This window comes from Geodermatophilus sp. SYSU D00758 (genome assembly GCF_054049955.1).
This window is the reverse complement of sequence record NZ_JBJGYK010000017.1, coordinates 64,830-82,266: the sequence shown is the minus strand read 5'-3', so window position 1 is coordinate 82,266 and position 17,437 is coordinate 64,830. Positions and strand designations below refer to the sequence as shown.

At 76.3% G+C, this 17,437-nt stretch carries 18 protein-coding genes and 1 riboswitch; of the genes, 7 read left to right on the top strand and 11 right to left on the bottom strand.

What is annotated here, in order from left to right:
• Positions 1-18 precede the first annotated feature (18 nt).
• The 3 genes from ACI8AC_RS14380 to ACI8AC_RS14370 all read right to left on the bottom strand — a co-directional run bounded on the left by ACI8AC_RS14380 (position 19) and on the right by ACI8AC_RS14370 (position 1,897).
• A complete protein-coding gene (locus ACI8AC_RS14380) occupies positions 19-186 on the bottom strand; it encodes a DUF3117 domain-containing protein (protein WP_012947303.1) in 168 nt (55 codons plus the stop codon).
• 161 nt (positions 187-347) lie between these two features.
• Positions 348-950, bottom strand: a complete 603-nt coding sequence (locus tag ACI8AC_RS14375) for a DNA-3-methyladenine glycosylase I (protein ID WP_456898471.1) — start codon at positions 948-950, stop codon at positions 348-350.
• Between the two features lie 41 nt (positions 951-991).
• Complete coding sequence (locus tag ACI8AC_RS14370) at positions 992-1,897, bottom strand: DMT family transporter (RefSeq protein ID WP_456898470.1); 906 nt, start codon at positions 1,895-1,897, stop codon at positions 992-994.
• A gap of 66 nt (positions 1,898-1,963) precedes the next feature.
• On the opposite strand from ACI8AC_RS14370, the gene ACI8AC_RS14365 reads away from it, so the two are divergent.
• Complete coding sequence (locus tag ACI8AC_RS14365; RefSeq protein WP_456898469.1) at positions 1,964-2,584, top strand: LysE family translocator; 621 nt, start codon at positions 1,964-1,966, stop codon at positions 2,582-2,584.
• A 37-nt stretch (positions 2,585-2,621) separates the two neighbouring features.
• On the opposite strand, the gene ACI8AC_RS14360 is transcribed toward ACI8AC_RS14365, so the two are convergent.
• From ACI8AC_RS14360 to dapE, 4 genes are read right to left on the bottom strand one after another with little or no spacing between them, the layout of a single operon-like run.
• Positions 2,622-3,080, bottom strand: a complete 459-nt coding sequence (locus ACI8AC_RS14360; RefSeq protein WP_456898468.1) for an SRPBCC family protein — start codon at positions 3,078-3,080, stop codon at positions 2,622-2,624.
• Positions 3,073-3,429: a DivIVA domain-containing protein gene (locus tag ACI8AC_RS14355; RefSeq protein ID WP_456898467.1), complete on the bottom strand. Its 357-nt coding sequence runs from the start codon at positions 3,427-3,429 to the stop codon at positions 3,073-3,075. Before ACI8AC_RS14355 ends, ACI8AC_RS14360 begins: the two co-directional genes overlap by 8 nt.
• 6 nt (positions 3,430-3,435) lie before the next feature.
• On the bottom strand, positions 3,436-4,275 hold the full coding sequence (locus ACI8AC_RS14350; protein WP_456898466.1) for an LOG family protein: 840 nt from the start codon (positions 4,273-4,275) through the stop codon (positions 3,436-3,438).
• Positions 4,272-5,384 (bottom strand): succinyl-diaminopimelate desuccinylase, encoded by a 1,113-nt coding sequence (gene dapE / locus ACI8AC_RS14345; protein ID WP_456898465.1) that lies wholly within the window; start codon positions 5,382-5,384, stop codon positions 4,272-4,274. Before dapE ends, ACI8AC_RS14350 begins: the two co-directional genes overlap by 4 nt.
• A gap of 121 nt (positions 5,385-5,505) precedes the next feature.
• Between dapE and dapD the strand changes: the two genes are divergently transcribed.
• Complete coding sequence (gene dapD / locus ACI8AC_RS14340; protein ID WP_456898464.1) at positions 5,506-6,480, top strand: 2,3,4,5-tetrahydropyridine-2,6-dicarboxylate N-succinyltransferase; 975 nt, start codon at positions 5,506-5,508, stop codon at positions 6,478-6,480.
• Between the two features lie 280 nt (positions 6,481-6,760).
• Positions 6,761-8,134 carry a TrpB-like pyridoxal phosphate-dependent enzyme gene (locus tag ACI8AC_RS14335; protein ID WP_456898463.1) on the top strand — a complete coding sequence of 458 codons (1,374 nt, stop codon included), beginning with the start codon at positions 6,761-6,763 and terminating at the stop codon, positions 8,132-8,134.
• A gap of 110 nt (positions 8,135-8,244) precedes the next feature.
• Here the strand turns inward: ACI8AC_RS14335 and ACI8AC_RS14330 are convergent, their stop codons facing one another.
• Positions 8,245-9,378 carry an alpha/beta fold hydrolase gene (locus ACI8AC_RS14330; protein WP_456898462.1) on the bottom strand — a complete coding sequence of 378 codons (1,134 nt, stop codon included), beginning with the start codon at positions 9,376-9,378 and terminating at the stop codon, positions 8,245-8,247.
• A 96-nt stretch (positions 9,379-9,474) separates the two neighbouring features.
• Between ACI8AC_RS14330 and ACI8AC_RS14325 the strand changes: the two genes are divergently transcribed.
• The 4 genes from ACI8AC_RS14325 to ACI8AC_RS14310 all read left to right on the top strand — a co-directional run bounded on the left by ACI8AC_RS14325 (position 9,475) and on the right by ACI8AC_RS14310 (position 14,937).
• Positions 9,475-10,122: a hypothetical protein gene (locus ACI8AC_RS14325; protein ID WP_456898461.1), complete on the top strand. Its 648-nt coding sequence runs from the start codon at positions 9,475-9,477 to the stop codon at positions 10,120-10,122.
• 151 nt (positions 10,123-10,273) lie between these two features.
• Positions 10,274-11,695, top strand: a complete 1,422-nt coding sequence (locus ACI8AC_RS14320; protein WP_456898460.1) for a sensor histidine kinase — start codon at positions 10,274-10,276, stop codon at positions 11,693-11,695.
• A complete protein-coding gene (locus tag ACI8AC_RS14315; RefSeq protein WP_456898459.1) occupies positions 11,692-12,348 on the top strand; it encodes a response regulator in 657 nt (218 codons plus the stop codon). The genes ACI8AC_RS14320 and ACI8AC_RS14315 overlap by 4 nt, the downstream gene beginning before the upstream one ends.
• Positions 12,349-12,428: 80 nt before the next feature.
• A riboswitch (cyclic di-GMP riboswitch) is annotated at positions 12,429-12,511 on the top strand.
• A 92-nt stretch (positions 12,512-12,603) separates the two neighbouring features.
• The gene (locus ACI8AC_RS14310) at positions 12,604-14,937 is read left to right on the top strand and encodes a hypothetical protein (RefSeq protein ID WP_456898458.1); all 2,334 of its coding nucleotides are present in this window, start codon (positions 12,604-12,606) and stop codon (positions 14,935-14,937) included.
• Positions 14,938-15,114: 177 nt separating this feature from the next.
• Here the strand turns inward: ACI8AC_RS14310 and ACI8AC_RS14305 are convergent, their stop codons facing one another.
• The 3 genes from ACI8AC_RS14305 to fdxA are packed head-to-tail and all read right to left on the bottom strand — an operon-like array spanning position 15,115 to position 17,380.
• Entirely contained in the window at positions 15,115-15,939 is an 825-nt protein-coding gene (locus ACI8AC_RS14305; RefSeq protein ID WP_456898457.1) for an aminoglycoside phosphotransferase family protein, read from the bottom strand.
• The gene (gene dapC, locus ACI8AC_RS14300; protein WP_456898517.1) at positions 15,936-17,021 is read right to left on the bottom strand and encodes a succinyldiaminopimelate transaminase; all 1,086 of its coding nucleotides are present in this window, start codon (positions 17,019-17,021) and stop codon (positions 15,936-15,938) included. The genes ACI8AC_RS14305 and dapC overlap by 4 nt, the downstream gene beginning before the upstream one ends.
• Before the next feature lie 32 nt (positions 17,022-17,053).
• Entirely contained in the window at positions 17,054-17,380 is a 327-nt protein-coding gene (gene fdxA, locus ACI8AC_RS14295; RefSeq protein ID WP_117376009.1) for a ferredoxin, read from the bottom strand.
• Between the last annotated feature and the right edge of the window lie 57 nt (positions 17,381-17,437).

Below are 17,437 nucleotides of genomic sequence, written 5' to 3'. Positions count from 1 at the left end.
GCAGGCTCGCGGGGGTGTTCAGCTGGTCGCGCCCTTCAGTGCCTCGGAGAGGGCCGCGGCCTCGTCGGGCGACAGCTCGACGACCAGGCGCCCGCCGCCCTCGAGCGGTACGCGCATGACCAGGCCGCGCCCCTCCTTGGTGACCTCCAGGGGACCTTCACCCGTGCGCGGCTTCATGGCCGCCATGCGTGCCTCCTTCGCAGACCACCCACGGCCGGTCGGCCGCGGTGTCGCTCTCGTCGATGCCGTGAGCTCCGCTCCCATGATCCCGTATCGGGGGTCGCTAGACCAACAGGAGGTCCCCCGCGCGGGGCCCGCGCCGCGGCGGGACCTGCACGGGGACCGGGTCAGCCGGTCGCGCGGAAGCAGTCGGCCACGTGGTCGTCGACCATGCCGGTGGCCTGCATGAGGGCGTAGGCGGTCGTGGGTCCGACGAAGACGAACCCCCGCCGCTTGAGCTCGCGGGCCATCGCCGTCGACTCCCGGCTGGTCGCCGGGACGTCGGCGAGCGTCGCCGGTCGGGGGCGGGGGCCGGCGGGCGCGAAGGACCACAGCAGCGCGTCGAGACCCTCGGGGAGCCGCTGGGCGACGCGCGCGTTGGTGACCGCGGCGCGGATCTTGGCGCGGTTGCGCACGATGCCGGCGTCGGCCAGGAGCCGGGCCTCGTCGTCCTCGGTGAAGGCCGCCACCGCGTCGATCGCGAAGCCGGCGAACGCGGCCCGGAACGCCGGGCGCTTGCGCAGGATGGTGATCCAGGACAGCCCGGACTGGAACGCCTCCAGGCTGAGCCGCTCGAACAGCGCGTCGTCGCCGTGCAGGGGGCGGCCCCACTCCTCGTCGTGGTAGGCCACGTACTCGGGGGCGCTGTCGCCCCAGGCGCACCGGACGAGCCCCGCGCCGGCGGCGGGGGCTGCGCCCGGGACGGGGTCTGCGCTGCGGGTGGGGTCCACGGCCGGCAGGCTAGACCCGCCCGCCGACAGGTCGGCGCCGCTCAGGGGACGGCGGTGTCCACCGGGGGCGGGACCTCGGTGGCCCGGCGGGGCCGGCCCCGCCGGGTGGCCAGCACGCAGCCGAGCACCACGAGCGGGAGGCCGACCGCCAGGCCGAGGGTGAGCGGCTCGTCGAGCAGCAGCACGCCGAGCAGGACGGCCACCGCCGGGTTGAGGAAGGTGATGACCAGCGCGCGCTGCGGCCCGACCTCCCGGATGAGCGCGAAGAACAGCGCGAGCGCGACCGCCGTGCAGAGCACCCCCAGCAGCGCGACCGACGCCAGCGCCGTCGCCGGTGCCCGGGCGGCCTCGTCGAGCCGGGGCAGAGCGAACGGGGCGTAGACCACGGTGGTGACCGTGAGCGCGATCGCGCTGGCGGCCACCCCGGGCACCTCCGCCAGCGCCCGGCTGACGACCAGCGGGGCCGTGGCGTAGCCGATCACGGTGAGCGCGACGGCGAGCAGGGGCAGCAGCGCCACCCGCTCGACGTCCAGGCCGAGCAGGACGGCGATGCCGACCACCCCCACCCCCATGCCCACCAGGCGCACCGGGGTGAGCCGCTCCTCCTCCCCCGCGAGCCGGCCGGCCAGCGCGGCGACGAAGGGCACGCCCGCGACCAGGAGGCCGGTCAGCGAGCTGGAGAGGGTCTGCTCGGCGTAGGAGAGCAGCAGCCACGGCCCGGTCATCTCGAGCACCGTGAACAGCAGGAGGGCCCGCCAGTGCCGCAGCGCCGGCCGCAGCTGCCCGCGGGCGACGGTCCAGGGCAGCAGGAGGGCGGCGCCGAGCAGGCACCGGCCGAAGACGACGGTCACCGGCGAGAGGTCGGTGACGGCGACCTTGATGAGCAGGTAGGGCACGCCCCAGATCACCGACATCGCGAGGAACAGTGCCCAGCCGCGCCGGCTCACCGCTCCCCGCGCGCACCGTCGCACGCCCTCACGGGGACATCCTGCCCCGGGCCCTAGGCTGGACCGGTGGCGGGGTACGGCGCGTTCGTCGCCTTCGCGGTGGTGCTGGTCCTCGTCCCGGGGCCGGACTTCGCCGTCGTCGTGAAGAACACGCTGTCCGGCGGCCGGCAGCGGGGCGCCTGGAGCGCGGTCGGGGTGACGTCGTCCAACGCGGTGCAGGGGGTCGCGGCCGCGGCCGGGCTGGCGGCGCTGGTCGTGCGGGTCGAGCCGGTCTTCCAGACCGTGCGCTGGCTGGGCATCGCCTACCTCGCCTGGCTGGGCGTGCAGGCCCTGCGCTCGGCGGTGCGGGGCCGGTACCCGGTGCTCCCGTCCGGGGGGTCCCTGCCGGGGCAGGCCCTGGCCGGCTGGCGGCAGGGGTTCCTGTCCAACATCACCAACCCCAAGGTGCTGGCGTTCTACCTGGCGGTCCTCCCGCAGTTCCTCGGTCCCGGCGCCCCCGTGGCGGTCCTGGCCGCCTTCGCCCTGACCCACGCCGTGCTGTCGCTGGCCTGGCTGCTGGTCGTGGTGACCGGGCTGCACCGGGCCCGGGCGGTGCTGTCGCGCCGGCCGGTCCGGCGGGCCCTGGACGCGGTCACCGGGTGCGCCCTGCTCGGCTTCGGCGCGCGGCTGGCGGTCCAGCGCACCTGACCCGGCACCCCCGGTCCCGTGCGGGAGGGGCTCGGCGTCAGGCGGGGTGGCGGCGGGCGAAGTCCCGGAACCGGTTGAGCGAGAGCCGGACACCGGCGACCACGAACGGGCGGGCGAGCGGCCAGCCGAGCCGGCCGAGCAGCCCGAACGGCAGGTGCAGCCGCTCCGTCCACACGAAGGTGGAACCGGCCGCCCGCGGGCGGATCTCGAAGATGCCGGGGCCGCGGACGATCCGCCCGGTGTGCTGCACCGTGACCCGGTGCGGCGGCTCCCACTCGGTGATGACCATGGTGTCGAGGACGCCGAGGTGCCGCCCGCGCCGCACGGGGACGCCGGTCCGGGCCGCCAGCCGCCCCCCGACGCCCTGGGCCGGGCCGCCGACGGTCTCGACGTCGGTGAGGAGCATCCACTCGCCCTGCCGGGTCCAGTCGGTGAGCGCCGCCCACACCTGCGCGGGGGGCGCCTCCACGTCGACCGACAACTGCAGCTCAGGCATCCGTGCGCGCTCCGTCCGCTGGGGCCGGCGGCGGGACGTCGTCCGGACCGGGCGCGGGTGGACGACGGCGCAGCGCGGCGATCTCCTGGTCCCGCTCCTCGATCGTGCGGGCCAGCTGCTCGAGCAGCCAGTCGACCTCGGTCATCCGGTAGCCCCGCGCGGTCACCGAGATGCGCACGCCCCGGACGTCGTCGGCGGTCACCGGCCGGTCGGCGGGCAGCTCCACCGTCGAGCGCTCCGGGTCGGCCGGGGGCCGGGTCTCCCCCCGGCCGAGCAGCAGCGACCCGCCGAGGAACAGCAGGCCCCCGACGACCAGCACGCCGAGCACGAAGACGGCGAACGACAGCACGGTGGCTCAGGCGTCGCTGGGTGCGGCGTCGAGGCGCAGCGTGCGCATCCCGCCGCCGTTGTCCCCGGCCTCCCGCGCGGCCTCGGCCTCCTGGACGATCCGCACGACCTCGGCGACGTCGTCGGTGACCGTGAACAGGTCCAGGTCGCTCTCCTTGATCGTGGCCGCGGGCACCATCGTGCTGCGGATCCACTCGACCAGGCCCGACCAGTACGCCGACCCGAAGAGCACCACGGGGAAGCGGGTCACCTTGCGGGTCTGCACCAGCGTCAGCGCCTCGAACAGCTCGTCGAGGGTGCCGAACCCGCCGGGCAGGATGACGAAGGCCTGCGCGTACTTCACGAACATCGTCTTGCGGACGAAGAAGTAGCGGAACGCGATACCCACGTCGACCCACTCGTTGAGCTCCTGCTCGAACGGCAGCTCGATGCCCAGGCCGACCGACATCCCGCCGGCCTCCGAGGCGCCCCGGTTGGCCGCCTCCATGGCGCCGGGCCCCCCACCGGTGATGACCGCGTAGCCGGCCCGGGCCAGCGCCGCGCCGATCTCGACGCCCGCCGCGTAGTGCTCGTGGTCCCGGGGGGTGCGGGCGCTGCCGAACACGCTCACCGCGCGGGGCATCTCGGCGAGCAGCCCGAAGCCCTCGACGAACTCGCTCTGGATGCGCAGCACCCGCCACGGGTCGGTGTGCACCCAGTCGGTCGGGCCGCGCCGGTCGAGCAGCCGCTGGTCGGTCGTCGTCCCGGCGTCGCGCGGGTCGGGCTCGCCGCCGCGCAGCATCACCGGGCCGCGGTGCCGGGTGGGGCGGGGCTTGCGCGCGTCGGTGGGCTCGGGCGTCGTCGTCATGCGTCCCCTCCGGAGAGGTAGGCGACGAGCGCGTCCTCGGCCGGCTCCAGCCGGTCGACCAGGACGTGCTCCTCGCGGGTGTGGGCGAGCTGGGGGTCACCCGGGCCGTAGTTGACCGCGGGGATGCCGAAGGCGGCGAAGCGGGCCACGTCGGTCCAGCCGAGCTTGGCCCGCGGCGGCCGGCCGACCGCGGCGACGAAGGCCGCGGCGGCCGGCTCCCCCAGGCCGGGGAGCGCGCCGCCGGCGTTGTCCACCACCGTGAGGGTGCTGCCGGCGGCCAGGGCGTCGGCGAGGACCTCGCGGACGTAGGCCTCGGCGGCGTCCTCGTCGCGGTCCGGCGCGTAGCGGAAGTTCACCTGGACGCGGCAGACGTCGGGGATGACGTTGCCCGCCACCCCGCCCTCGATGCCGACCGCGTTGAGCCCCTCCCGGTAGGTGCAGCCGTCGATCTCCACCGTGCGGGCCTCGTGGGCCGCCAGCGTGGCGAGGACGCCGGCCGCACCGTGGATGGCGTTCTCCCCGAGCCAGCTGCGCGCGCTGTGCGCCCGCCGGCCCGGCACCTCGAGGACGGCGCGCAGCGTGCCCTGGCAGCCGGCCTCGACCTCGCCGTCGGTCGGCTCGAGCAGGACCGCGAGGTCGCCGTACAGCCAGCCGCGGTGCTCGCGGGCCACCCGGCCGAGGCCGTTGAGGGCGGAGTCGACCTCCTCGTTGTCGTAGAAGACGAACGTGAGGTCGTGGGCCGGCTGCGCGCCGGGGACGCCGAAGCGCCCGGCCAGCCGCAGCATCACCGCGTCGCCGGCCTTCATGTCGCTGGTGCCGCAGCCGTAGAGCCGGCCGCCGGCCTCGTCGAGCCGGCTGGGCAGGTTGTCGGCGACCGGCACGGTGTCGAGGTGCCCGGCGAGCACCACCCGGGTGGGCCGGCCCAGGTCGGTGCGGGCCAGCACCGCGTTCCCGACCCGCTCGACCTCCAGCCCGCCGAGCCGGCGGAGGGCCGCCTCGACCGCGTCGGCCAGGGGCCCCTCGCCGCCCGAGACCGAGCGGGTGTCCACCAGCGCCCGGGTGAGGGTCAGCACGTCGGCGGAGAGGTCGAGTCCCGGCAGGTCGGTCACGGCTGCCGAGCCTACGGGCGCCCGCCGGGTGCCCCTCGCAAGCCCGCGCCCGGTTCTCCGGACGGTCACCTGCCGTCCACCGGCGGTCCGGGCGCCCGGCCGGGCTGGGTAGCGTCGGGGCGTGACTGCCGCCGCCCCGCTCTCCGCCGTCGCCGCCGGCCTGGCCACCGTGACGCCCTCCGGCACGGTGCTCGACACCTGGTACCCCGAGCCCCGCCTCGGCGCGCCCGAGGGGGCGCCGGCCGGGACGACCCGCCTGGGCGCGCTCGAGCTCTCCGGTGAACTGGGCCCCGACTACGGCGGCCTCGTGCGGCGCGACGAGGCCCGCGGGGTCGAGGTGATCGCCGTCCGCACCGTCGTCCCGGACCTCTCCGCCCCGCCCGTGGACACCCACGACGTCTGGCTGCGCCTGCACCTGCTGTCGCACCGGCTCGTCCGGCCGCACGGGGTGGACATGACCGGTGTCTTCGGGCTGCTGACGAACGTGGCGTGGACCAGCGCCGGCCCGGTCGAGGCGGCCACGTTCAACCCGCACCGGCTGCGGGCCGCGTACGGGCAGGTCACCGTGCACGGCGTGGACAAGTTCCCGCGGATGGTCGACTACGTCATCCCCTCCGGGGTGCGCGTCGCCGACGGCAGCCGGGTGCGGCTCGGGGCGCACCTGGCGGAGGGGACGACGGTCATGCACGAGGGCTTCGTCAACTACAACGCCGGCACGCTCGGCCCGTCGATGGTGGAGGGCCGGATCAGCGCCGGCGTGGTCGTCGGCGCCGACAGCGACATCGGCGGCGGCGCGTCGATCATGGGCACCCTCTCCGGCGGCGGCAAGGCGGTCATCTCGATCGGCTCGGGCTGCCTGCTCGGCGCCAACGCCGGCATCGGCATCTCCCTGGGCGACCGGTGCGTCGTGGAGGCCGGCTGCTACGTCACCGCCGGGGCGCGCGTCGCGCTGCCGGACGGCTCCACGGTCAAGGCCGCCGAGCTCTCCGGCCGGGACGGGCTGCTGTTCCGCCGCAACAGCGTCACCGGCGCGCTGGAGGCGCTCCCGCGGGACGGCGACTGGGGTGCGCTGAACGCCGAGCTGCACGCCAACTGACCCCACCGCCCGGTCGCGGCGCGCTGCGGTCGTCCTCCTCCGCGTTCGCCGCTCTGCCCAGGTCCGGCGGCGGGCGGTGCGCCGGCCCGGGGCCTTTCCGTGGGAACGTCCCGGTCCGGCCACCGACGCCTGAGCCTGGGGCGTTCCCGCGGGAACGCGGGTCGTGGACGACGAGGACCCACGGGGCGGGCGGGCACCGGCCGCGTTCCGCGCGGCCTCCCACGCCGCCGGGCCGTCTAGGCTCGGCGCACCCTCGTGGACCCGGCCCGGAGGAGACGGCATGGCGGCGTTGCAGCACAAGATCCTGCTGGACGAGTCCCAACTGCCGACGCAGTGGTACAACGTCGTCCCCGATCTGCCCGGACCACCGCCTCCACCGCTGCACCCCGGGACCCTGCAGCCGGTCGGTCCGGACGACCTGGCACCGCTGTTCCCCGAGGCCCTGATCGCCCAGGAGGTCACCGGTGAGCGGTACGTCGACATCCCCGGTGAGGTCCTCGACGTGTACCGGCTCTGGCGGCCGGCGCCGCTGTACCGCGCGCACCGCCTCGAGAAGGCGCTCGGCACGCCGGCCCGGATCTACTACAAGTACGAGGGCGTCTCGCCCGCCGGCTCGCACAAGCCGAACACGGCCGTACCGCAGGCCTTCTACAACGCGCAGGCCGGGATCCGGAAGCTGACCACCGAGACCGGCGCCGGCCAGTGGGGCACCGCCCTAGCCTTCGCCGGTGCGCTGTTCGACCTGGACGTCGAGATCTGGCAGGTCGGCGCCTCCTACGACCAGAAGCCCTACCGGCGGACGATGATGGAGGTCTTCGGGGCCCGGGTGCACCGCTCCCCGTCGGACCTCACCAGCGCCGGGCGGGGGATCCGGGCCGAGGACCCGCAGCACCCGGGGTCGCTCGGCATCGCGATCAGCGAGGCCGTGGAGGTGGCCGCCGCGGACCCGGGCACCCGGTACGCCCTCGGCAGCGTCCTCAACCACGTCCTGCTCCACCAGACGGTCATCGGGGAGGAGGCCCTCCTCCAGCTGGCCGCCGTCGAGGAGGCGCCCGACGTCGTCGTCGGCTGCACCGGCGGCGGCTCGAACTTCGGCGGGCTGGTCTTCCCCTTCCTGCGGGAGAAGCTGGCCGGGCGGATGTCACCGACGATCCGCGCCGTCGAGCCGGCGTCCTGCCCGTCGCTCACCCGTGGCGTCTACGCCTACGACTTCGGCGACACCGCCGGCATGACCCCGCTCATGAAGATGCACACCCTCGGCCACGACTTCGTGCCCGACCCCATCCACGCCGGGGGGCTCCGGTACCACGGGATGGCCCCGCTGCTGTCGCACGTCTACGAGTTGGGCCTGCTGGAGGCGATGGCGCTGCCGCAGACGGAGTGCTTCGCGGCCGCCGTGCAGTTCGCCCGGACCGAGGGGATCGTGCCGGCCCCGGAGCCGACCCACGCGCTGGCCGCCTGCATCCGCGAGGCGCTGGCCTGCCGGGAGTCGGGCGAGGAGAAGGTGATCCTCACGGCGCTGTGCGGGCACGGCCACCTCGACCTCGGGGCCTACGACGCCTACCTGTCCGGCCGCATGGTCGACGAGGCCGTGACCGAGGAGCGGCTGGCGCCCGCGCTGGCCGGCCTGCCCCCGGTGCCCGCCTGCTCCTGAGCCGGCGCGGACCGCCCGGGACGCCCTGCCCGGGACGCCCGCGCGACGGCGGACGTCCCGGGGCAGGCATCACGGGACGCGGGCGTCCGGGAGCGCATCGAGCGCAGGCGTCAGCCCACGTCCCCCGGGCCCGGCGTCTCCGGCGTGTTCGAGGGCACCAGCGCCGGCCGGTCCAGGTGCTCGAGCAGCGCGACGGTGAACTCCTGCGGGCGCTCCACGTGCGGCGAGTGCCCGACCCCGGGCAGCACGACCTCGCGGTAGGCCCCGCCGGTCGCGGCGTACCGGTCGAGCACCGCGCGGGTCTGGGTCACCATCGGCTGCGGCGGGCAGACGTGCTCCCCCGGCCAGCCGGGGACCGCGCCCAGCACCCCCAGCTGCGCCAGGTCGAACACCGACGCGTCCGAGACGATGGCGTCGGCGTCCCCGCGGACCCAGAGCACCGGGGGCTTGCCGGCCAGGTCGACGATCCCCGAGACGTCGAAGACCGTGGGCGCCATCGTGTTGAGCACCCCCCGGGTGCCCGGCGCCAGCCCCGGCCAGGCGCTCGCGGGCCGGCTGTCCCCCGGGTAGTGGTCCTCGCCGGTGCGGGTCGAGAGCATCGCCGCGACGAAGACGTCCTCCAGCCGCGGGTCGAGCGGCAGGGAGCCCGGCGCCACGTAGAAGGCGCGCAGGATCGAGCGCGGGCTGGTCGGCGCCGCGTCGCCGGTGTCCCCGGCCGCCAGGGCGGCGACGAAGTCGGGGTTGGCCGCGCCGCCGCCGGAGCCGGCGCCGTCCTCCGACAGCCGCCGCCCCTCCGGGCCGGCGGTGCCGCCGAAGCCGTACGGCGAGACGGGGGCGACCAGCGCGACCGACGCCACCCGCTCCGGCGCGTCGAGCAGGTGCTGGAGGACGACGCCGGCGCCCATGCTCCAGCCGACCAGGTGCACCCGGTCCAGGCCCAGGGTGTCGACGAGCGCGCCGAGGTCGTCGGCCCAGTCCCGGACCCCGCGGGTGGCGTCCACGGGCAGCGGGTCGGTGTCGCCGTAGCCGCGCAGGTCGACCGCGAGCGGCCGGGCCCGCCCGACCTCGGCGACGGCGAGCATCGTGGGCTGCCAGAACAGCGCCGAGCTCACGTTGCCGTGCACGAACAGCACCGTCTCCCCCGGCCCGGCCGGGTCGACGCCCTCGGGGTGCAGCACGTTCTGGGTCAGGCGGGGGGTGGTCACCCGCGTGGCGGTGATGCCGGGCAGCAGGACGTCGGCCATGGGTCTCCTCGCAGGCGGTGGCGGCGACACCGTAGCGAGCGACACCTCCCCCGCGACACCGCCGAGAGCGCACCCCGGCCGCCTACAGTCGGCCGGGTGAGCGGACGAGGCGGCAGCGCGACGGCGGTCCGCCGGAACCCGGGGGCCCGGGGCCGCAGCGGCACCACGTCCCGGAGGCCCGCGCGCCGGCCGGCCCGCGGGCGCCGCCCGAACCGGCGCGACCTGGCCGGCTGGGTCTGGGTGGGCGTCGTCGTCCTCGTCGTCGTCCTCCTCGCCGTCTCCGCCCGGGCCACCCGCGACGACCTGCCGATGGCGACGGCGGAGTGCACCCTGCCCGCGACCGGGATGCGGCTGACCGGCGAGCAGGTCGGCAACGCCCGCACCATCGCGCAGGTCGGCTTCGACCGCGGCCTCCCCCACCAGGCCGTGGTCATCGCCCTCGCCACGGCCATGCAGGAGTCCAGCCTGCGCAACCTCCCGTACGGTGACCGCGACTCCCTCGGCCTCTTCCAGCAGCGCCCCTCGCAGGGCTGGGGGACGCCGGAGCAGGTGCAGGACCCGGTCTACGCGGCCGGCATCTTCTACGACCGCCTGGTGCAGGTCCCGGGCTGGGAGGGCCGCCGGGTCACCGACGCCGCGCAGATCGTGCAGCGCTCGGCGTTCCCCGAGGCCTACCAGCGCTGGGCCACGATGGCCGAGGAGCTCACCGCGGCGCTCTCCGGCGGGGACCGGGGCTGCCCCTGACCCGACCAGCGAGTGGGCCCGGGCTCGCCTGCCGCTACCCCGGCGGACGAGGGCAGAGCGTGGCCGCGGGAGCGCACCGGCTCCCCACGAGGGGTGGCGGTACGGCGCTCCCGGCCGCGGAACCGGCTGGTCCGGACCTACCCTGCGGGGCGTGTCGAGCGGCGGCCCCCCGAGTGCCTGTTCGGCGGCCCGGCTGACCCGGCGGGTGGCCGTCGTGGCAGCGGTGGTCACCATCGGGGTCACCGCCCTGCCGTTCCTCGACTTCGCCTACCGCTCTCCTGCACTGCACGTGGCGCTCGAGACGGGCAACGCCCTGGTCGCCCTCCTCGTGGGGTTCCTCGTCTACGGGCGCTTCCGCGAGCACCGGCGGCTGCAGGAACTCCTCCTCGTGCTGGCGCTGGTCACCGTCGCGGTCGCCAACCTGGGGCTCAGCGCGGTCCCCGGGGCGCTGACGTCGGGGGGCGACGAGGAGCACAGCCGTTGGGCCGCCCTGGCCATCCGGTTCCTCGGGACGGTCCTGCTGGCCACCGCCGCCGTGCTCCCCCGGACGGCGCTGGTCGGGCGCCGCCGCACGACGGTGGGGGTGCTGGCCGCGGCGGGCACCGTGGTGGCCGTCGGCATCCTGGCGCTGTGGCACGGTTCGGCCCTGCCGCCGACGGTCGACCCCGGTGTCGCACTGGACGACGCCAGCCGTCCTCTCCTCGCGGCCCACCCCGCGGTCCTGACGGTGCACGGGCTCGGAGTGGTCCTGTACGCGATCGCGGCGGCGGCCTTCACCCGGCAGGCGGGCCGCACCGGGGACGAGCTCCTGCGCTGGTTCGGGGCCGCCTGCGTGCTGGCCGCCGTGGCGCGGGTGCACTACCTGCTCTTCCCGTCCCTGTACTCGGAGTACGTCTACACCGGGGATCTCTTCCGGCTCGGCTTCTACGTGCTCGTGCTCGTCGGGGCGTCCCGGGAGATCCGCTCCTACTGGGAGCTCCGGGCCCGGACCGCCGTGCTCGAGGACCGGCGCCGGATGGCTCGCGACCTGCATGACGGCCTGACGCAGGAGCTGGCCTACATCGCCGCGCGGTCCCGGTGGCTGGCCGCCCACCCGGGTGACACGCGCACCGCCGAGCGCATCGGCGCCGCGTCGGGGCGGGCCCTGGACGAGGCGCGGCGGGCGATCGCCGCCCTCACCCGGCCGCTGGACGAGACCTTCACCCGGACTCTGCAGCAGCTCGCCGACGACATGGCCGCCCGCCACGACATCGAGGTGGTCACCGACCTCGACCCCGCAATCGGTCTGCCACCGGCGGAGCGGGAGGATCTCCTGCGGATCGTCGGCGAAGCCGTGACCAACGCCGTCCGGCACGGCAGGGCCCGACAGGTGCGGGTGCACCTGCGCGCCGAGCCCCTGTGCCTGACGGTCGCCGACGACGGGCGGGGCTTCGATCTCGCAACGCCACGCACCCGGCCGGACGGCGGCTTCGGGCTGATCAGCATGCGGGAACGCGCACGGGCGCTGGGGGCCGAGTGGCGCATCGAGTCGGCGCCCGGGAGAGGAGCGACGGTGCAGGTGACCCGGCGGTGAGCGGCGTCCTCCGCGTGGTGGTCGCCGACGACCACGCCCCCGTTCGCGAATCGGTGCGGGAGGCCCTGGAGTCGGGATCCTGCGAGGTCGTGGCGGAGTCCGCGGACGCCGCCGGCGCGGTGACGGCGGCGAAGCACCTGCGGCCGGACGCCTGCCTCCTCGACGTGCACATGCCCGGCAGCGGGATCACCGCCGCCTGGGAGATCACCCGCGCCCTGCCGGACACCGCGGTCGTCATGCTCACCGCGTCCGCCGATGAGGACGACCTCTTCGACGCCCTGCGCGCCGGCGCCTCCGGCTACCTGCTCAAGGACATGGACCCCGACCGGCTGTGCGACAGCCTGCGCCGCATCCTGGCGGGAGAGACCGTGCTGCCGCGGTGGCTGGTGCACAAGATGGCCGAGGAGTTCCACGCGCGCCCGCGCCGCCGGCTGACCCCGAAGGCGAGGGCGGCGCTGGAGCGGCTGACCGCCCGGGAGGCGGAGGTCCTGGACCTCATGGGGTCCGGGCTGTCGACCGAGGGCATCGCCCGGGAGCTCCACGTCGCGCCGGTGACCGTGCGGACCCACGTCTCCGGGATCCTCCGCAAGCTCCGGGTGCCCGACCGCGAGGCCGCGGTCGCCCTGGCGCGCGGCGGCCCAGGCAGGAGCTGAACTCCCCCCAGGGGGTGTGTTGAGACATCTCAACGCGTCACGAGGTTCCGGCCCGGTCGCACGCGACCTACCGTTCCGCTGTCACACCGTGACGCACTGATCCGGGACCTGTACGTGGTCGCTTGGGCCCCGGGGAGCGAGTAGCGAAACCGACGCGGGTGGTCTTGGACACCTGTACGGGAGCACCCGGCCGCCTCCGGCGGCGGTGGCACGTGCCCGTACCGGCCACTGCGACGCAACGGGGAGCACACCAGCATGACCACGCACGCACACCGGCCCACGCCGACCTCCGGAGCCCGCCGGGCAGCCCGGGCACTCGTCATCCCGATGGTCTTCGCCGGCGTGCTGAGCACGAGCCCCGCGCACGCGGCGCCCGCCGCCCCTGCCGACGGGATCTGCACCGGGGTCGTGAACCAGCTGGCGCACCGGGGGTCGGTGCAGGAGAACCTGCTCCGCGCGGCGGCCCGCCGGAACGCCGAGCTGATCAGCCGGCTGCAGGCCGAGCGCGCCGCTCTTCAGGCGACCGCCGACCGGCTGACCGCGCAGATCTCGGCCGCCCATGGCGACATCGCCGCCCTCGACGCGGAGCGCGGCCGGATCGACGCCGACCTGGAGGCGGCCGAGAACGAGCTCGCCACGCTCCTGAGCACGACGGAGTCCACCACCCGGGCCGTCGAGGACGCGCAGCGGGCGCTGCAGGACCTCCAGGGGCAGCAGACCGCCGTGCAGGAGCAGGTCGCGGCTCTCCAGCGGCAGCTCGAGGACGCCGAGCAGGCCGCCGCCCGGCTGCGCGCGCAGGCCGCCACGGTGGACGAGGACATCGCCGCCAAGAACGCCGAGATCGCGGCGGCCGAGCAGCGGCTGGCCCAGCTGCAGGCCGGCGCGGCCGGTGCGGCGGAGACGCTGGCCCGCAAGGACCAGCAGCTCCAGACCGCCCGGACCGAGCTCGCGACGCTCACCGCGGAGGCGCAGCGGGCCTCCGCCGCCGTGACCGGGGCCGAGCAGTCGGTCCGCGACGCCGAGGCCGAGCTGCAGCGGCTGCAGGACGAGGGCACCGCCGCCCAGGCGGAGCTCGACGCCCAGGTGGCCGCGGTCGAGGAGGCCCGGACGACGCTCACCGGGCTCCAGGCGGACGCCGCCGCGGCCGCGGACCTCGTCACCGCGAAGCAGACCGAGATCGGGCGTGCCGAAGCCGAGCTCTCGGCCCAGCGCGAGGACGCCGCCGCTGCCGCGGAGGCGCTTGCGACGCTGACCGCGGCGGTGCGCACGGCGCAGGGCCGGCTGGCCACCCTGCAGGCCGACGCCCAGGACGCCGCCGACGAGCTCGCCGCGCACACGGCGCGGACCGAGGCCCTGAACGCGCAGATCGCCGACCTGCAGCAGCAGGTCGACGCGGCCGGCGCCCAGGTCGCCGCGAAGCAGGCCGAGCTGGAGCGGGCCCGGGCCGAGCTGTCCGGGCTCCAGGTCCGCAAGTCGTTCCTGGAGGCCGAGGTCGCCCGCCTGTCGGCGATCAACGGCGGCAAGAAGGAGGAGCGGGAGGCCCGGGAGGCCGCGATCGCGTCGTACCGGGCCGAGCTCACCACGGTGACGAACCGGATCACCGACACGACGACGCAGATCGCCGGCCTCTCCGGCGACCTGGCCCGGCTCAAGGCCGACGTCGACGCCCTCAACGCCCAGCTCGCCGCCAAGAAAGCGGAAAGCGCCGCCCTGCAGCAGCAGGCCGCACCGCTGCAGGCCCAGCTGACGGCCGCCAACGCCGCGGTGACCACCGAGCAGGCCCGGATCACCGCGCTCCAGGAGCAGCTCCCGGCGCTGCAGGCCGACGTGGCCACCGCCGACCAGGCCGTCGCGGCCGGGACGACCGAGCTCGACCGCCTGCGAGCCGAGCTGGCGGGGCTGCAGGTCGCGGAGCGGGACGCCCGCCAGCCGGTCACCGACCAGGAGGAGCTGGTCGCCGGCCTGGAGGACGCACTCCCGACGCTCGTGGACGGCGTTGCCGCTGCCCAGCAGGAGATCGCCGACCAGCAGGCGGTGCTGGAGAGCCGGCGGAGCGACCTCACCCGGGCCGAGGCCGCCCTCGGGGACGCGATCGCAGCGGTCGCCGCTCAGGAGGCCGAGGTCGCCGGGCTGGAGGGCGAGCTCGCCGAGCTGCAGGAGAGCCTGGACGCGGCCGACGCCGCCGTGATCGCCCAGCAGGGGGAGGTGACCACGCTGAACGCCGACCTCGACCGCCTGGCGGCCGCCCTCACCGATCTGAACGGCAGGATCACGGCCAAGGAGGCCGAGGTCCTCGGCCTGCAGACCCGCGTGGCCCCACTGCTGGACCAGCTCAACCGTCTCAACGACGAGGTCAGCGAGACGGAGTCGCGGCTGCGCACGCTCCAGGGCGAGGTGACCGCGCTCGACGGCAAGGTCACCGCGGCGCAGCGTGTGCTCCGCGACCTGGAGGCGCAGAAGAAGCAGAACCGGGACGCCATCGCCCGGCAGCGCGCGGTGGTGAACGACCTGGAGAGCCAGCTGGGCGCCGTGCAGCGGCAGATCAGCGCGATCGACGCCCAGATCGCGCTGGGCGGGTGCGTGGCCTGACCCGAGGCGACGCGCGGCCGGATCGAGCAGGGAGGGACCGGGTCACCCGGGCTCGGTCCCTCCCTGCGCCCGCCCCCGGCACGCAGTCCGCGACCGCGGCTACCCCACCCGACGAGCTGCCTGAGAACCGCTGTGAGCGACCGGCGCCGATCGCACCCCGCGCAGCGGGGGGCCGGGTCAGGGCAACGGGCCGGCCAGCGCGCGGGCCAGGGCGATCAGGTCCGGATCGGCGCGGCCGGTCTCCTGGGCGCCCCACAGCAGACCCACCGCCGCGCTCACGAACCCCCACGCCCGGGCCCGCCCCGGCGGCACCCCCAACCCCGCCGCGAGCAGCGCCACCCGCCGGTCGACCAGGCCGGCCAGGCCGGCCAGCGCCGCCCACGGCCGCGGCGGGTTGTGCAGCGCCGTCCCTCCGTCCAGCGCGGGCTCGCCCCACACGCCGTGCGGGTCGACGGCGACCCAGCCGTCGCCGTCGCGCAGCACGTTGGCGCCGTGCAGGTCGCCGTGGCAGAGCACGGCGGGCGCCGCGGTCCCGAGCAGGTGCTCGAGCGTGCCCGCCGCGCGCGCGGTCAGGTCCGCGGGCACCAGCGGGGAGCCGGCCCGCAGCAGCGGCACCCGTCGCCGGCTGTCCGGCACGCCCGGCGGCCGGGCCGCGCCCGAACGGTGCAGCCGCCGCGCGACCGCGGCCAGCACGGGCAGCGCGGCGGCGTCGGGGAGGCCGGACAGGTCGGTGCCGGGGACGGCGGCGGCCAGCAGCAGCGCCGTCCCCTCCGCGTCGGCGGCCACGTCGAGCAGCCGGACCGCACCCCGGCCGTCCCAGGCGGCCAGCGCCGCCGCCTCCCCGGCGAGGGTGGGGTCGCCGGCGGCCCCCGCCTTCACCACCACCGCGGTCCCGTCCGCACGCCGGGCCGGCGCCACGAACCGGCCGCTGGTCGGGAACGGCCGCCCCAGCCGCAGCCCCCAGCGGGCCGCCGCCCGGGCGCCCACGGCGGCGGGGGTCACCCCGCCAGGCGCCCCGCGGCCGCGGCGATCCGTTCGTCGGTGGCGGTCAGGGCCAGCCGCACGTGCCGCGCGCCGGCCGGGCCGTAGAAGGAGCCCGGTGCGGCGACGATGCCCCGGTCGGCCAGCCAGTCGATGGTCGCCCAGCAGTCCTCGTCGCGGGTGACCCACAGGTACAGCCCGGCCTCGGAGTGGTCGATGCGCGCCCCGGCGGCCCGGACGGCGGCCGCCAGCCGCTCGCGGCGGGCCCGGTAGCGCTCGCGCTGCTCGTCGACGTGCGTGTCGTCGGCGAGCCCGGCGGCCATCGCCGCCTGCACCGGGCCGGGCACCAGCAGGCCCAGGTGCCGGCGGACCTCCCACACCCGCCGGACCAGCGACGGGTCCCCCGACAGCAGCCCGGCGCGGTAGCCGGCCGCGGTGGACTGCTTGGACAGCGAGTGCACCGCCAGCAGGCCGGTGTGGTCCTCCCCCGCCACCGCCGGGTGCAGCACCGACCGGGGCTCGACGTCCCAGCCCAGGGTCACGTAGCACTCGTCGGCGACGACCGGGACGCCGTGGGCCCGGCCCCAGGCCACCCAGGCCCGCAGCTGCGCGTCGGGGAGCACCCGGCCGTGCGGGTTGCCCGGGGAGTTCAGCCAGACGAGGACGACGCCGGCCGCGTCGTCCGGCGGGGTGTCGGTGCGCCGGACCGCGAGGCCGGCCAGCACCGCCCCCACCTCGTAGGTCGGGTAGGCGACCTCGGGCACGAGCACGGTGCCGGCGCCGCGCAGCCCCAGGAGGGTCGGCAGCAGGGCGACCAGCTCCTTGGAGCCGACGGTGGGGATGACCGACGGGTCGGCGCCCAGCGGGTCGGCCAGGCGGACGCCCAGGCGCCGCTGCAGCCAGCCGGCCGCGGCGCGGCGCAGATCGGGCGTGCCCAGCGCGGTCGGGTAGCCGGGGGCGTCGGCGGCGCCGGCCAGCGCGTCCTGGAGCACCGCCGGGGTGTCGTCGACCGGCGTCCCGATGGACAGGTCGACGACACCGCCGGGGTGCCGGGCCGCCTTGGCCCGGGCACCGGCGAGGGAGTCCCAGGGGAAGTCGGGCAGCCGGCCGGCCGCCGTCCCCGCAGCGGTGGTCGTCAGTGGCCCTCGCCCTGCGGCGGCAGGGCGGCCACCAGCGGGTGGTCCTTGCCGATCTTCCCGGTCTTGGCCGCACCGCCCGGGCTGCCCAGGTCGGAGAAGAACTCCACGTTGGCGTTGTAGAAGTCCTTCCACTTGTCGGGGACGTCGTCCTCGTAGTAGATGGCCTCCACCGGGCAGACCGGCTCGCACGCACCGCAGTCGACGCACTCGTCGGGGTGGATGTAGAGCATCCGCTCGCCCTCGTAGATGCAGTCGACCGGACACTCGTCGATGCACGCCTTGTCGAGGACGTCGACGCAGGCCTGGGTGATGACGTAGGTCACGGGCTTCCTCCGAGGCGGACGAGCGGCGCTCCCGGGGGCTCCCCCGGGTGCGCAGGA